This window comes from Roseiarcus fermentans (genome assembly GCF_003315135.1).
GTDB classification, from domain to species: domain Bacteria; phylum Pseudomonadota; class Alphaproteobacteria; order Rhizobiales; family Beijerinckiaceae; genus Roseiarcus; species Roseiarcus fermentans.
The window spans coordinates 35,865-50,822 of sequence record NZ_QNRK01000016.1 but is presented as its reverse complement, the minus strand read 5'-3'; the positions used below and the strand labels follow the sequence as shown (position 1 = coordinate 50,822).

At 68.8% G+C, this 14,958-nt stretch carries 16 protein-coding genes; 4 read left to right on the top strand and 12 right to left on the bottom strand.

What is annotated here, in order from left to right:
• The first annotated feature begins 116 nt into the window (after window positions 1–116).
• Window positions 117–1,877, top strand: coding sequence for an amidohydrolase (locus tag DFR50_RS15245; RefSeq protein WP_113890223.1), 1,761 nt, complete (start codon window positions 117–119; stop codon window positions 1,875–1,877).
• A 700-nt stretch (window positions 1,878–2,577) separates the two neighbouring features.
• Here DFR50_RS15245 and DFR50_RS15240 read toward each other — a convergent pair.
• A complete protein-coding gene (locus DFR50_RS15240) occupies window positions 2,578–3,261 on the bottom strand; it encodes a TetR/AcrR family transcriptional regulator (RefSeq protein ID WP_210208911.1) in 684 nt (227 codons plus the stop codon).
• Window positions 3,262–3,321: 60 nt separating this feature from the next.
• Here DFR50_RS15240 and DFR50_RS15235 point away from each other — a divergent pair, with 60 nt between their 5' ends.
• The 3 genes from DFR50_RS15235 to mobA all read left to right on the top strand — a co-directional run bounded on the left by DFR50_RS15235 (window position 3,322) and on the right by mobA (window position 5,842).
• The gene (locus tag DFR50_RS15235; protein WP_113890139.1) at window positions 3,322–4,275 is read left to right on the top strand and encodes an NAD-dependent epimerase/dehydratase family protein; all 954 of its coding nucleotides are present in this window, start codon (window positions 3,322–3,324) and stop codon (window positions 4,273–4,275) included.
• 123 nt (window positions 4,276–4,398) lie between these two features.
• The gene (locus tag DFR50_RS15230) at window positions 4,399–4,905 is read left to right on the top strand and encodes a pyridoxamine 5'-phosphate oxidase family protein (RefSeq protein ID WP_113890138.1); all 507 of its coding nucleotides are present in this window, start codon (window positions 4,399–4,401) and stop codon (window positions 4,903–4,905) included.
• Window positions 4,906–5,206: 301 nt separating this feature from the next.
• The gene (gene mobA / locus DFR50_RS15225) at window positions 5,207–5,842 is read left to right on the top strand and encodes a molybdenum cofactor guanylyltransferase MobA (protein ID WP_113890137.1); all 636 of its coding nucleotides are present in this window, start codon (window positions 5,207–5,209) and stop codon (window positions 5,840–5,842) included.
• 75 nt (window positions 5,843–5,917) lie between these two features.
• Here mobA and DFR50_RS15220 read toward each other — a convergent pair whose 3' ends face one another.
• The 11 genes from DFR50_RS15220 to puhA form a co-directional block, all read right to left on the bottom strand.
• Complete coding sequence (locus DFR50_RS15220) at window positions 5,918–6,421, bottom strand: hypothetical protein (protein WP_113890136.1); 504 nt, start codon at window positions 6,419–6,421, stop codon at window positions 5,918–5,920.
• A gap of 122 nt (window positions 6,422–6,543) precedes the next feature.
• A complete protein-coding gene (locus DFR50_RS15215) occupies window positions 6,544–7,029 on the bottom strand; it encodes a type II toxin-antitoxin system RatA family toxin (RefSeq protein WP_113890135.1) in 486 nt (161 codons plus the stop codon).
• A 153-nt stretch (window positions 7,030–7,182) separates the two neighbouring features.
• Complete coding sequence (locus tag DFR50_RS15210; protein WP_113890134.1) at window positions 7,183–7,938, bottom strand: hypothetical protein; 756 nt, start codon at window positions 7,936–7,938, stop codon at window positions 7,183–7,185.
• A 10-nt stretch (window positions 7,939–7,948) separates the two neighbouring features.
• The gene (locus DFR50_RS15205; RefSeq protein ID WP_113890133.1) at window positions 7,949–9,391 is read right to left on the bottom strand and encodes a PucC family protein; all 1,443 of its coding nucleotides are present in this window, start codon (window positions 9,389–9,391) and stop codon (window positions 7,949–7,951) included.
• A gap of 218 nt (window positions 9,392–9,609) precedes the next feature.
• Complete coding sequence (locus DFR50_RS15200; RefSeq protein WP_113890132.1) at window positions 9,610–9,837, bottom strand: light-harvesting protein; 228 nt, start codon at window positions 9,835–9,837, stop codon at window positions 9,610–9,612.
• 12 nt (window positions 9,838–9,849) lie between these two features.
• Complete coding sequence (pufB, locus tag DFR50_RS15195) at window positions 9,850–10,005, bottom strand: light-harvesting antenna LH1, beta subunit (RefSeq protein ID WP_113890131.1); 156 nt, start codon at window positions 10,003–10,005, stop codon at window positions 9,850–9,852.
• Window positions 10,006–10,507: 502 nt separating this feature from the next.
• A complete protein-coding gene (hemA, locus tag DFR50_RS15190; RefSeq protein WP_113890130.1) occupies window positions 10,508–11,818 on the bottom strand; it encodes a 5-aminolevulinate synthase in 1,311 nt (436 codons plus the stop codon).
• A 21-nt stretch (window positions 11,819–11,839) separates the two neighbouring features.
• Complete coding sequence (gene puhE, locus DFR50_RS15185; RefSeq protein ID WP_113890129.1) at window positions 11,840–12,982, bottom strand: putative photosynthetic complex assembly protein PuhE; 1,143 nt, start codon at window positions 12,980–12,982, stop codon at window positions 11,840–11,842.
• 73 nt (window positions 12,983–13,055) lie between these two features.
• Complete coding sequence (puhC, locus tag DFR50_RS15180; protein ID WP_113890128.1) at window positions 13,056–13,523, bottom strand: photosynthetic complex assembly protein PuhC; 468 nt, start codon at window positions 13,521–13,523, stop codon at window positions 13,056–13,058.
• 10 nt (window positions 13,524–13,533) lie between these two features.
• Window positions 13,534–14,193 (bottom strand): photosynthetic complex putative assembly protein PuhB, encoded by a 660-nt coding sequence (gene puhB, locus DFR50_RS15175; RefSeq protein ID WP_113890127.1) that lies wholly within the window; start codon window positions 14,191–14,193, stop codon window positions 13,534–13,536.
• On the bottom strand, window positions 14,190–14,954 hold the full coding sequence (gene puhA / locus DFR50_RS15170; protein WP_113890126.1) for a photosynthetic reaction center subunit H: 765 nt from the start codon (window positions 14,952–14,954) through the stop codon (window positions 14,190–14,192). Before puhA ends, puhB begins: the two co-directional genes overlap by 4 nt.
• Between the last annotated feature and the right edge of the window lie 4 nt (window positions 14,955–14,958).

Genomic DNA, 14,958 nt, shown 5'->3' with positions numbered 1-14,958 from the left:
ATGAGCCCGACGCTCGTGTCGCTGATTGGCGCGAATCCCGCCGCCGGGCGGGCTCGACGGAAAGGACGATCGCCATGTGCATCAATTGTGGTTTCGCGGGCGCCCTCGGAGCGTTCATGACGCAAGGGCTCCGGGGAGGGGTCGACCGGCGGCGCTTCCTGCAGGCTTCGCTCGCCTGCGCGGGCGTCGCGTCGCTGTCGGGCGCCGCCCTGGCCGCGCCGGCCGCGACAGATCGCGCCTCGGTGATCTTCCACAACGGCAGGGTCTATACGCTCGACCCCGGCAAGCCCTGGGCGCAGGCCGTCGCGGTCGCCGGCGACAGAATCGTCGCCGTCGGCTCGAACGCGGAGGTCCTCGCGCTCGCCGGGCCGGACACCAGGGCGGTCGACCTCGCCGGGCGGATGCTGATGCCCGGCTTCGTCGAGAGCCACATTCACCCCTTCGTCGGCGGGTTCATGACCTCGGGGGTCGATCTTCAGCTTGCGACCGGGACGGAGGCGGTCGCTGCGATCGCGGCTTACGCGACGGCGCATCCGACCGGCCCGGTTCGCGGCTTCGGCTGGCGCGTCGACATGTTCCCGCCGGAAGGACCGACGCGCGCGATGCTCGACGCTGTGCTCCCGGACCGGCCCGGGTTCTTCTTCGCGATCGACGGGCACAGCCTGTGGGTCAACAGCAAGGCGCTCGAGATCGCCGGGATCGATGCGCACACGCCCGACCCGGTCCCCGGCTTCAGCGTCTACGTGCGCGACAAGTCCGGCAACCCGACCGGCTATGTTCTCGAGACCTCGGCCGTTCTCGAGGTCGTCGACGCCGTCGATCCGATCTCGCTCGACACGATGACCAAGCTGCTGGTCGACTGGCTGCCCAAGGCCTCGGCCGCGGGAATCACCTCCGTCTACGATGCCGGGGTTCCGCCGATCGGCGCGGATCAGGGCGCGATTCTGTCCGTCTATACCGAGTTGGAGAAGCAGGACAGGCTGCCGTTCCGCGTGGTCGCTTCGTATTTGCTCAAGGCGCCGCCGGTCGACGCGGCGACCGCGTCGACGCAGGATCTGATCCGGCGCATCGACACGGACCTCGTCCAGGCGCGCATCCTGAAGATCATCGGCGACGGCACGCCGGAGGGCTACACCGCCTGGCTGCTCGAGCCTTACGCCGACAAGCCGGATTCGATCGGGAGTTCGCCCTTCAGCGAGGCCCAGTGGACAAGCATGATCCTCGAGGCGGACCGCGCCGGGCTCGACGTCCACGTCCACGCCTGCGGCGAACGCACGGCCCACGTCGCGCTCGACGCCTTCGAGGCGGCGATCGCGGCCAACCCGCCGCGCGACCGGCGTCACACGATCGCGCACAACGTCCTGACCGACGACGCCGACATCGCCCGCTTCGGAAGACTCGGCGTCATCGCGCAGTTCTCCGCCAACTGGATGTCGGCGGACCCGGACACGGTCGAGATCCTGACCGAGCGCTACGGCCCGGCGCGCCAGAGCCGGCTCTATCGGCCGAAGTCGATTCTGGCGGCCGGCGGCGCCGTGACCTTCGGGACGGACTGGCCGGCCGCCGGCTACTTTTCCACCTACAAGCCGCTCGACGCCATCCAGGTCGCCGTGACGCGCCAGCTGATCGGCAGGCCCGACGCGCCCGTCCTGTCGCCCGCGGCCGAGCGTCTGGATCTCGCGCAAGCGATTCACGCCGGCACGCTGGCGGGGGCCCGCCAATTGCGCCTCGAAGACAGGGTCGGCTCCCTCGAGCCGGGAAAGCGCGCGGATCTGATCGTGCTGGCGAGAGATCTGTTCGACGTCTCGCCGCACGACATCGCCTCGGTCCCGGTCGACATGACGATGATGAACGGCCGCTTCACCCATGGGGGGTGAGCGGACGGCGCAGACGGTTCGAACGCCCCCTGCGCCAGCGCGGCGGCGCGTGTCGGCGCTGGGCCGGGAGGTCGTCGGCGCAATGGGCGGCGGTCGAGGAGCGGAAGGGTGGCTTCAGGCGGACTCTCGGCCTTCGGATCGAAGTCGAGGGCCGGCCTTGCCGAGCGGCTGCATCGCGGACGCGCCGTGGCCGGCGCGCTCCTCGTGCGCCGCCTCCGGCGGCCGGCGCCACGTCTTCGGCGGTTGAGCCGTCCGGGTCCATGTCTCGAAAGGCTCACTGTACGAGCATGAAGCATTCCGGCCGGTTCGCTCCGGTCGGCGTCCAGAGTTTGCGCGAGGCTTGCGATGGAATTCGACCCGTCCGCGCTTCGGCGCGATCGCCGTCATCGCATCGCCCCAGATGTCGACCGTTGCGAACAAGCCCCGCACGACACAACTCATTTTGATCTTCGTGAAACCGCCCTCGGGCGACCCTAGCGATTGCGGCGCCGTGGCCCCAGCGGTCTCGCACGCTGTCGGCTGGTGCGTGGCCAGACGGGCAGTCGGAGGTGGACGCGAAGCCCTTGCAAATGTCAGCAGCCTTCGCGGCGGCGGCTGCAGGAAACCGATTGACGACGCCAACGGGCGGCGTCGAAGCAAGAGGGACGGTTCCCTGAACCCTGACGTTGCGCCGACAACGGACATCGGCGCCGGGACGATCTCATGGGCTGACCGTCTTCGATTCCGTACCGGCTGAGGTTTCGTCTGCGGCGCCTTCGACGAGCGGCGGCGGTTCGTTTGAGATTTGCTGCGTCAGGTCTGTTTCCCAGGCGCTGACGCCTCGCCACACGATCGCCGCCGCGATCTCAGCGAGCGCGTCCTTGGGCGTGCCTGCATTTTCGAACCACCAGAGCGCGATGGCATGGAGCCCGCTCATGACGAACTGCGCAGTCGCCAGCCGGGCCCAGGCCTCGCCGATCGCCGACGTCGGCGCGAGCATCGCGGCAATGCTGTCGATCGCCGACGATTGCACGGCCTTGGCGAGCTTCGCGCCGACCGGGTCGCCATATCGCGCGCAGACGAGAACGCGCATCGCGTCGGGCGCAGCCTCGGCGACATCGAGGAGGCCGCGCACGGCGGCGCGAACCCTGGCCTGGCCTGTCGCTCCTGCGCTGGCCGCCTTCCTTCCCTCGGCGAGCAATCTGTCGCGCATGCTTTCCAGCACGGCGACGAACAGCGCCTCCTTCGATTCGAAGTGATCGTAGAGAACCGGCTTGGTCACGCCCGCCGCTTGCGCAATGCGCTCCATCGCAGCTTCGGCGTAGCCGCGCTCGGCAAACACCTTGGCCGCGGCGGACACAATACGCCCCCTCCGTTCCGTAGAGCTCAAACGCTTGCCTGCCATTGCAGATCCGCCAGTCCCGATGTAACCTACCATACGGTAGGTTTTCCAGCCGAGGGCATCATGCGCATTTTCGTCGCCGGGGCCACGGGCGCAATCGGGCGCTCGCTGGTTCCCATGCTGGTCGCGAAGGGAGGCGAGGTCTATGGCTTGACCCGCACGCCCTCGAAAGCGGCCTGGCTGCAGGAAGCTGGCGCCGAGCCGATCGTCGCGGATGCGCTGGATGCGCCGGCGATCCAGCGCGCGCTGGCTTCGGTGCGCCCGGAAATCGTGATTCACCAGCTCACCAGCATAGCGAGCGCAAGCGACGTGCGGCGCTTCGATGAGGCTTTCGCGGCCAGCAACCGGCTTAGAACCGAAGGACTGAAGATCCTGATCGCGGCGGCGCGTTTGGCGAAGGCGCGCAAGGTCATCGCTCAAAGCTTCTGTGGTTGGCCTTATGCGCGCGTAGGGGGCGCGGTGAAAACCGAGGACGACCCTTTGGACACCCGGCCGGCTCGACGGCAAATCCGCACGCTCGCCGCGATCAAGCAGCTCGAAGCGACCGTCTCGAGCCTCGTCGACCTGGAGGGAATTGTCCTGCGCTATGGAACTTTCTACGGACAGGACACGGGACTCTTCGAGCCCGGTATGGTCCGTATGCTACGGCGAGGCATGTTGCCCCTCATCGGCGACGGCGGCGGCTGGTGGTCGTTCGTGCATGTCGACGACGCCGCCTCGGCGACAGCGAGGGCGGTCGAACAAACCAGCCGCGGCGTGTTCAACGTGGTCGACAGCGACCCCGCGCCGGCTCGTCAATGGTTACCGCTCGCCGCCGCCGCGGTCGGGGGAAAGCCGCCGCCTTCGGTTCCAGCCTGGCTTGCGCGTCTTGTCGCCGGCGAGCACATCGTCGCCATGATGACCCGCGCAAGGGCGGGGTCCAACGCGAAGATAGGCCGTGAATGGGGATGGTCCCCGCGCTATCCCTCCTGGCGTACTGGATTCAAGGAGGTTGCAGCGACGCTCCAGCCCCGTTGACCCTCTCCGCCCCTTCTCCACTCCGAATGAAGGGTCGCGGGCCGCGACCGCCGCGCAGCGACTTGCGTCTGATGGACGACCGCATTCATTTGCTCATGCGGCGAACCCGCTTTGGAGGCTTTGATGTCTGAAATCTCCGCATCCGCCGAGTCTGGCGCCGAACGGCTGCTCGACGCCGCCGCCGCACTGATCGCCGCCGCGCCCTTCTGCTGGCTTGCGACACCGGGCGAGGGCGGAAGCGTCAGCGCTCGCCCGATGGGTCGCCTATCTCCACACCCGCGAAAGACGAACTGGACCCTGTCCTTCGTTACCGACGGCCGATCCAGGAAGTCCGTGGAATTGCGCCATGCAGACAGAGTCACCCTGGTCTTCGACGGCGCGACGCGCAGTCAATTCGCGGCTCTGTCCGGCGTCGCGAAGATTTGCGCCGGGCGGGACGAGGTTGAAAGCCGCTGGAGGCCCGACTTCGATCAGTATTTCCCGACTCGGGCCGATCGGCAAAACGCGGTGTTCGTCGACGTCGCGGCTGACAGAATGGAACTTTGGATCAAAGGCGTGACGCCGGAGCCTTTCGGAATGCGCACAACCGTTCTCCTCAGAGAGGCTGACGGTCGTTGGCGTATGCTGTGAGCCTGGATCCCGAGGTTTGGACCGGGCCTGCGCCTTCCGCATCGACCCTGCAGGTCGGCCCCGCCGCCTGTCGCCGCCATTCGGCCGTCGGCGGCGATCGCTCGTCGCGACGCCGGGTCGGGCTTTGCAAACGGGCCGCCTCGCGCGTAGCGTTCGTCCGGCAATCGAGGCTCGGTCGTACCAGAGGTCGCGTGTTTCGAGGGCATGGCGGCGACATGACAGTCCCCGGGCGGAGGCGCGTGCGGGTTCGACCGGCGCCGTCGGCGCCATGCGCAAACATCCCCGCCCGGGACCGGTAGCGATGGCGACGACCGACACGCCCGCCACGCTCGGCGCCCTGCTCGCCGGCGGCCGCGCGCAGCGCATGGGCGGGGGCGACAAGGCGTTGCGCGCGGTCGGCGCGCGGCCCATGCTGACCCGCATCGTCGAGCGGCTCGCGCCGCAATGTTGCGCCCTCGCGCTCAACGCCAACGGCGACCCGTCGCGATTCGCCGCCTTCGCCATGCCGGTCGTGCCGGACGACGTGCCGGGATTCGCCGGCCCCCTCGCCGGCGTCCTCGCGGTCCTCGACTGGACCGCGGCGCGCCGGCCGGACGTCGCCTGGGTCGCGAGCGTCGCGACCGATACGCCCTTCCTGCCGCGCGACCTCGTGGAGCGGCTGCATCGCGGACGCGCCGCGGCCGGCGCGCTCCTCGCCTGCGCCGCCTCGGGCGGCCGCCGCCACCCGGTTGTCGGGCTCTGGCCGGTGGCGCTGCGCGCCGACCTGCGCCGCGCTCTGGTCGAGGAGGACATTCGCCGGGTCGATCGCTTGACGGCGCGCTACCCGCTCGCAATCGTCGAATGGCCGACGGCGCCGGCCGATCCCTTCTTCAACGCCAACGCGCCGGAAGACGTCGCCGAAGCCGAGCGGCTCGTGGCGCTCCACCCCGAGTTATAGCCGCTCCGGCCCGTCAGCGACGGCTGCGAGGCGAACGAGCGCTTCGTCGACCGCAGGTTCGAGGCGCGCGCAAGCTCACGTCGGTCGCCCCGTCGCGCGCTGGAACGGGCGAATGATCCTCGGGCGCCAGACGCCGAGCGCGACATTGGCGCTCGACACGAACAGCAGCACCCACAACGTCATCCCTTCGCCCGGTGACACGCCCGCCAGCGCCGACGGCTCGAGGCGGCCGGCGAGCGCGTCGGCGCTGAGCCGCGCCTCCTCCTGGATCGGCGCGAGCGCATGCAGACCGCCGGCGAAGATCAGGAGCCCGGTCGCGGCCTTGATCCAGGCCCAGCCCGCGTCGTGAAAGGCGCGCGTCGCAGCGATCGCGAGCAGGCCCGGAATCAGGGTCAGGACCAACGACGGAAGAACGATCCATGCGGCGATCGCCGCCATCGCGCCGCGGATCATCGCATAGGCGGCGAGCGACTCCGGCGCCGGCGCCGGCGCATGGTTGCCGAGCACGACCAGACAGGCGAGCGAACCCATGAGCCCGATCGCCCCGATCGTGTGGAGAAACTTGAGCAGGCGTCGCAAGGGCGTCTCCGTGGCGAATTGCCGACGTTACCGAAACGGGCGGGCCCGGGTCGCTCGGGCGGTCTCGCGCCGCGTTCGCCCGCAGCCGCCTCAGGCGCGGGACCGGGCGCGGCGCTCGATCGTCACGGCGGCGCGGGGCGGTCCATCGGGACGCGCTCGACCGCATCGAGCTGCGCCGCCCGCTTTTCGAACGCGCGGGTGAGACCGGCGACGACCCGGCTGAAAACCGGCGCGAGCACGATGTCGAACGCCGGATTGGAGAATTGATACCGCGTCGAAAAGGCGATGCGCGACCCGCCCTGGGCGAGGTCCCGGAACGACCATTGCGACTCGAAGAACCGGAACGGCCCGTCGATGCTGACGATCGAGATCGCGGCCTTCTCGCGATCGAGCCGGTCGCGCGTGGCGAAGCGGGCGCGGATCGAGCCGTAGCCGACCTCCATGTCGGCGATCACGATCTCCACGCCGGACGGCTCCGTCCAGCGCCGGCGAATCTTCGCCGCCACGCAGAACGGCGCGAATTCCGGATAGCGCTCGAAGTCGGCGACCAGTTCGAACATGTCCGCGGACGCGCGCCGGACCGTGCGGGACTCATGAAACGACGGCATGGGCGCAGTTTAGCGTCAATGGCGTCCGATCTGCAAAGCGCACGTCACGACACCGCTCGCAGCCTGGATTCCCGAGCGAACCCGACCGACCTCGGCGTCCGGCCCGGCCAGCGCAGGCGTCGCTGGCTGCGCCCGCCGGCGAGCGCGACCGGATCACCACAACAGCGGCAGCCCGAGGCTCGTCGGCCTGCCCCTGGCCGTCACCAGCGGCAGCCCCAGCGACGTCGGTTTCCCCTTGGCCGTCAGCAGCGGCAGCCCCCAGAACATCGGCGAGCCTTTGGCCGTCACCAGCGGCAGTCCGAGCGCGGTCGGCTTCCCCTTGGCCGTCAGCAGCGGCAGGCCCATGGCCGCCGACGTGGTCTCTCCTCCGGCCGTCATGACCGGCAGATCCAGCAGGTGCGACAGCGGCGCCGGCCCCTCGAACACCGACTTGTCGGCGCGCTTGGCCGAAAGCAGCGAGGGCAGGCCCGAGACCGCGCCGAACGGCGTCGGGTGGGAGGACAGCACCGGCAGCCGCAGCGTGGACGACAAGGGCGTCGCCTCGTCATACGCCGCCGGCCGCCGCACCGGAGCGGCGGGAATGCCTGGATCGACCGGATTGCGCCGATCGAGACAGTTCGTCGCCTTGCGCCCGGCGCCGAACGGCGCGTAGACCGTCACGAAAACCGCCCCTTGCGCGACATGTCTCGCGTAGACCTCCGCATCGCGCCTGAGGATGAAGCCTTTCGCGATTCTGTCGGCGATCTGGTCCGCGACCGCCCGGCTGTCCGACGCCGAGGCGGCGGCCGCAGCGGCCGGCGGAGCGACGACGAAGATCGCCTCCGGCGGAAAGCCGCTCCGGCCGAGATCCTCGATCGCCGCATCGGCGTCGGCTTTGGTCGCAAAGATGCGCGAGATTGCGTGTGCCATTGTGCCCTGCTCAGGTTTCGCCGGCGACGGCGGCTTCTCGACGTGTTCCCTCGGTGGACAATGCACGCGCCGGCCTGTTCTCCCGCCGGATGAGCGGGAACATCAGCACAAGCGTGACGAGAAGCAAGACGATTTCGATTCCGTAAACGACGTCATAGCCGGCCGCTGCGCCGAACGCCGTTCCCGACACGAGACCGGCGACCGAGTCGCGGATGACGCCGCCGAGCGCGATTGCGACCCCGGCGGCCGAGGCCTGCACGGCGCCCCAGGCGCCGAGCGCGAGGCCGGTCTGACCCTTGGGCGCGAGGTTCATGGTCGCCGTCAGCGTCCCGTGGCCGAAGAGGCCCGCGCCGAAGCCGATCAGCGCCGTTCCCAGGCCGAACATCCACGGCGACAGCACCGGCGCCGATCCGATCACCAGGCCGAACGCCGGCACGCCGACCAGGGCGCCGAAGCTCGCCATCCGGAACGGATCGGCGCCGCGGCTGAGGACCCGCGAGGCGAGCCAGAACCCGAACAGTCCGCCGAAGGCCAGCGCCGCCGTCAGCTTGGTGGTGTCGCCGACGGTCAAACGCAGCACCTGCCCGCCATAGGGCTCGAGCAGGACGTCCTCCATGCTGAACGCCATCGTTCCCAGACCAATGGCGACCAGCCGCCGGACGACCCGATCGCCGTGGGTGAAGCTCGCCCAGGCTTCGGCGAAGCTCGGCGCGCGGCTCGCCGACGGCGCCTTGCGCGCCTGATGGCGAGACTCCTGCTTCCACAGCGAGATCGAATTGAGAACGATCGTGGCGACCGCGGCGGCCTGAAGCACCTGAACGAGTCGACCGGGGGTGAAATCGGCGAGAAACCAGCCGAATCCCAGCGCGCTGACCATCATGCCGACGAGCAGCATGACATACATCAGCCCGACCACCTTCGGCTGCGATTCGACCGGCGCCAGGTCCGTCGCCAGCGCGAGGCCGACGGTCTGGACGGTGTGAAGTCCTGCGCCGACGAGAAGGAACGAGATCCCGGCGCCGGCATAGCCAATCCACACCGGCGAATGCCCCGCCTCACCCATCCGGGCGAGGACCAGGAGCGCGAATGGCATCATCGCCAGGCCGCCGAACTGGATCATCGTGCCACGGTACATGAAGGGCACGCGCCGCCAGCCGAGCGCTGACTGGTGCATGTCCGAGCGGAATCCGATCAGCGCGCGGAACGGCGCGAACAGCAGCGGCAGCGAGATCATGATGCCGACCAGCGAAGCCGGCACCTCCAACTCGACGATCATGACCCTGTTCAAGGTTCCGACCAGCAGGACCAGCGCCATGCCGACCGTGACCTGAAACAGCGACAGCCGCAGGAGTTTGGAAAGGGGCAGATCGGGGCTCGCCGCGTCCGCGAACGGAAGAAAGCGCGGCCCGAGGCTGAGCCAGAAGTTCACGACTTTGTGGCTAACACCGCTCATCTGGAGCTCACGCGTCGCGCAACATGGGGAACAATCCACATTCTCCCCGTCCTTCGGGCGTCGCCAACTCCGCGCTCGCGCCTTGCCCGTCGCTTCCGGAGCGGCCGATGGCGCGACGTCGCTCGTCCAACACGGGCGAAGGTCGAGCGACGTCGGGTGTCGCCGGCGAAGAGCGCCTTTACGGCGCTCTGGGCGTGTCGCCGGCAAACGCGGCTTCGTCAGGCCTTGGTGGCCTCGTAGATATACGCAGGCGCTTCGAGGGCCGAGACGGCCGACGAGGTCGCTTCCGACACCTTGGCGTGGTGGCCTTCCCAGTAAGCAGGGTACCAGGTCGTGTGCGACAGGACCGCGAAGTGGACCAACAGAGCGGTGATCGCCGCGCCGCCGATGATGAGCGGAAGCCCGATCGACGGAGAGACAACCGTCCAGATTCTACCTTGGTTCATGACCTACCCCTTTCAGTGCAGCCAGGGCGAATAGACGAAAGTGAGAAAGTGCGCGAAGATCGCGATGACGAAGAACACGCGCGTGCCGTCGATGACATGCTTGTGAAGTTCTTCGGACTCCGCGATTGTCAGACCGGTCGGCCAGACTTTGTTGGGATCGTCGACCATTAAGAGCTCCTCCTTTGAGTAAAGCGCCGCGCGCGGAGCTATCGCGCGCTGCGTTCGCCCGATCCCGGGCCGCGAATGGCTCTTGCCATCGCCTCCCGAAACCAAGTTTTCACAAGCGCTGGTTCGCCGAGCCGAGCCGAGCGCCCGACGCTTTCGCGGCGGACCTCCCGAACCCCTTCCAGGAGGACTTTTCCTGGACTCACGGCTTGCAGCACCGATGTCACCCTAAATTGACACAAAGTAATGTCAAGGTGAATGGACACCCTTTGCGGCGTCTTGTCGCAGTGATTCCGACATCGGGTTGAATCGAAACAGCATTGACCAGCTCGCCCACACTTGACGCGTCGCGCCGCAAACTCGACGCAACATGCCCCGCCCCTCCAAGTGCCGTCATCGACAGCACAGCGCAGCGGCTCGGGATTATCCATTCGTCTAGGCCAGGCGTGCTCTTCGCCTGACCTTGCTCTCCAGAACGGCTGATCTTTCGGATCAGCCCACGTAACTACTCCGCAGCCTTGCGCATTTCGGGGTATACGCAGTCCGCCGCCGGCGCCTTCCGCCGCAGCGGCAGAATGCGCGCGCTGGTGAACGGCAGATCGAGCGTCTTCCACACGTCCACCAGCGCCTCGACCAGAACGGACACATGCGCCTCGGTGTGGCGGGGCGTCGGCGTGATCCTGAGCCGCTCGGTGCCGATGGCGACGGTCGGGAAATTGATCGGCTGGATGTAGATGTCGTGGCGGCGCAGCAAGAGGTCGCTCGCCGCCTTGCAGCGCTCGGCGTCGTTGACCATCACCGGCACGATGTGGGACGGGTTGTCCTTGACCGGGATGCCCGCCGCCTGGAGCGCGTGCTTGGTGACGGAGGCCATGTACTGATGGCCCTCGCGCTCGACGCCGGAGGCCTTCAGGTGGCGCACCGCCGCGCAGGCGCCGGAAACGACCATCGGCGGCAGGGTCGTGCTGAAGATGAACTGCGGCGCGTAGCTGCGCACCGCGTCGACGACGATCGAATCGCCGGCGATGTAGCCGCCGAGCGATCCGAATCCCTTGGCGAGCGTGCCCTCGATCACGTCGATGCGGTGAGCCAGGCCGTCGCGCTCGGAGATCCCGCCGCCGCGCGGGCCGTACATGCCCACCGCATGGACTTCGTCGATGTAGGTCATCGCGTTGTAGCGCTCGGCGAGCTCCACGATCTTCTCGATCGGCGCGATGTCGCCGTCCATCGAATACAGGCTCTCGAACACGATCAGCTTCGCGCGAGCCGGGTCGGCGGCCTTCAGCAACGCTTCCAGATGCTCGACGTCGTTGTGCCGCCACACCTGCTTCTCGCAGCCTGCCCGCCGGACGCCCTCGATCATCGAATTGTGGTTGAGCGCGTCCGACAGGATCAGGCAGTTCGGCATCAGCGAGGCGATGGTCGAGATGCCCGCCAGGTTCGAGATCCACCCGGAGGTGAAGACGAGCCCGGCCTCCTTGCCGTGAAGGTCGGCGAGCTCGGCTTCGAGCTCTATGATGCGATGATGGGTGCCGGAGATGTTGCGCGTGCCGCCGGCGCCCGCTCCATGCTGGTTGGCCGAGGCCGTCGCCGCGCCCCGCACGTCGGGGTGGCAGCCCATGCCGAGGTAGTCGTTCGAGCACCAGATGGTGACGTCGCGCGGCTTCTGGCCTCCCTCGGGACGCCAGAGCGCCGTCGGGAAGCGGTCGGCGTCCCGCTCGAGGTCGATGAAGACGCGGTAGCGACGCTCGTCCTTGAGCCGCTGCACCGCCTTGGCGAAATGTGCGTTGCGCCCGTTCTTGTCGTCAGTCAGCATGACACCCTCCGTACCAGTTGCTCAGGCGGCGGCGGCGCAACCGTCGAACGCGGCTTTGAGCCGCGCCCGGTCGAACCCCTGCCCTCTGGCGATCACCAAAGGCTTTTTCTGCATCCGCGGGCCGAACGCCGCCATCCGCGCCCGTCCCTCCGTCAGTTCGAAGCAAAGCCAGTCCGCCTCGGTCCGCACGAGACCGTGCACGCACTCCACCGCGCCGAAACTGCCGGCGGCGATCGATTCGAGCAGGCGCTCGATGTTGCGCGCGTCGCACACGTGCGGCGGATCCGCTCGAAAGGCGACGATTCGGGCGTCCACGCCCGCGCCTTCGGTCTGCTCATGGGCGCCTGCGAGTTCGCGTTCGACCCGGTTGGCGGTCGCGCGCGGGCAGTCGGCCGCCCTGCGCCGGAAGGCGCGCCACAGCGCGTTGCCGTCCAGCGGAACGACCAGGAACCAGTGCTCGACCACCGCGAGCGCCATCAGCGAGCCGAGCATCGCCAGTCCGACCGTGTCGAACGCGCTCGCGCCGCTCCGGCACGCCTCCACCAGCAGAAGCGCCGCGCACGCCGTTCCCCCGGTCACCGACACCGGAAACAGCGCGTTCATCGGCTTGCGCGCCATGAAGCTCGTCAGGAACGCCAAATGATCGGGCAGCATGTCGGCGCCGAGATTGGGCACGCCGAGGAACAGGTTGAGTTTGGCGCTCGAATGCATCACCCACAGGATGACGTAGGTCCACAGCGCAATCGTGTTCGGCTGGCCCCAGGTGAGAAACCCGAGCGCCACGGCGCCCAGAAGCGCGGCCAGTTCGTGATGAAGGCTCGCCCCGAGGGCCTGGAAAAAGCGGGAGGACGCGGTCGAGCCCGGCGCGCAGGGCGACTTGTTCGAACCGCTCAGAAAGCCGGTGTAGAACCCGAGCAGCTGCCAGCCCCAGACCGCGAGACCGCAGGCGAAGGCGACATAGGCCGACTGCCCCGTCGTCTCGCCGGCGGTCAGGGCGACGATCCAGAGCGCCCCCGCCAGAAGCCCGGTCGCGCCGATCATGGTGACGGCGTAGGTGCGCCGCTCCTGGCTGTCCAGCAACAGAATCAGCCCGGTCGAACTCCACCAGAGCGCGACGGTCACAAGGAACGGTGTTGCATAGGGGCACATCGCAGCCGCGCTCACCAGACGGACGCGAGCCGGAGGCCGGCCCGCTTCGATTCGAAGATCCGATCTTTCGGGGCGCCGGACGGACGGCTCATCGAACCGCTCCCGAGGCCTGGAAGAGCTGCGCGAAAGCGGCCGCGTTGGTCGCGCCGAAGGCCTCCAACGCCAGGCGCCGTCCCGTCGTCGCGTCCTCGAGCGACGTTCGGCCGTCGCTCCAGGCGGTCAGAACGAAGGGCGTCTCGTCGCCGACGCCGTTCTGGCGGCGCGCATGCGCGAGTCCCCGCATGGTCGCGCGCATGAAACCGTTGGTTCCGGGCGCGGCACGATAAATCGCCGCGCCGTCGCTCGCCCGGCGCACCAGGACCGAGCCGTCCGGCTGATCGTCGAAGCGCAGCGCCAGCGTCCTGACCACCGTCGCCGTCGGCGCCTCGCTGCGGCCGACGCCGGAGACCCGCGCCGACCAGGCGCCGACGACCGTGATCGCGACCAGAAGCGCAGCGAAGATCAGCACGATCTTCGGCATGCCCGGCGCGGGACCCTTGGCGGCAAGGTCGGTCATCGCATTCTCCTCATCCTGCCGCCCGCCCGGCGAGCCTCAGCGTATCGGCGCGCGCCTCCGCCTTCGCCTCACGGCCGGGCGCCGCCGCCGGCGTCGCCGGCTGGCCGGCGAACTCCCGCAGGGCCGCGCCGAGCGTCGCCGAGACGACGGCCGCGTCGCCGACGCAGCGCAGGCAGGGCTGAGGGCTGAGGAGATGCAGCGGACGGGCGCTGGGCCACAGGACGAAATAGCCGACCCGTCGCCCCTTCTTGAGCGTCACCGGGATCTCGCCGGTGCCGTCGCCGTAGACGCGCGCCGCGGCCGAGTGGATGTCCTTGAAGGGAAGGTTGATGAAGATCGGCAGCGCGATGCCGACCTTGAACACCAGCCTCCGGGACGTCACGACATAGAGCGTGGTGCGGGCCGAAAGAAAGCTGAGCGCCGCGATGATCGCGAGCGCCGCCACGCCCAGTCCGAGCGTCTCGACGCCGGCGAGCGCCGACGCGCTCCATCCCGCGTCCACCTTCGCCCAGACGCTCCACACCGTCAGGGCGACGAAGTAGGCGGCGACGAAGTCCGCGCGATAGGCCCGCCGCGCCAGACTGATCCACCGCGGCCGGCCGTGCCACAGGATGCGCTCGCCGGCCGGAATGTCGGCCGGCAGCAGCTTTTCGAGGCTGACCGCCCTCACAGGAACGGCTCCACCCGGTCCGGCGTGGCGTAGAGCGTGCCGGCGCCGTAATAGGCCGAGATCTTGTCTTCCTCGGCGAGCGTGACCCGGTCCGGAGTCCGGGTCGTCGGCACGCCCGCGAACTGCGCCCCCGTCAGGGCGTTGACGGTGATCCGCCGCTGCCTCGCGCTGACGTCGGCGAAGTGGACCGGAAGGAGCACGCTCGCGCCGGTCGCAAGCGCCACCTCGTAGTAGCGCAGGACCGATTCGGCGCGGTCGACCCACAGATCCTTGATCCGGCCGACCGGGGCGCGGTCGGCGCCGACCACTTCGTAGCCGACCGGGTTCGCGCCTTCCGCCGGCACCGCATAGTTGGTGGCGACCCGGAGCGGCGCGAGCAGATCATGGCCGTCGGCGGTCTTGTAAGGCTCGTCGGCGCGCGCGGCGTAGCTGCCGGGGCCGACGCCGGCGGACAGCGGATCGCCGGTCGGGGTCAGCGGCGCGCCCGGCCACGGCTCGGCCTTGCGCGCGTTGATCGGCCGCTCGTCGCCCTTGTAGTTCGGCGCCAGGACCTTGCTTCCGTCGGCGCGAAGAAACGTCTTGGGCTCGGGGATCCAGATGACGTTGCGGGCCTTGAAGTGGCCGCTCACCTCGGCCTCGAGCGGGTAGCCTTCCCGCCGGTCCTCCCGGCGCAGCCAGAACACCAGCCCAACAAACCACAGCATGAATGCGCCGAAAACGACCTGCGCAACGTCCATATGAGCCGTCAATTCGCCTCTCATGACC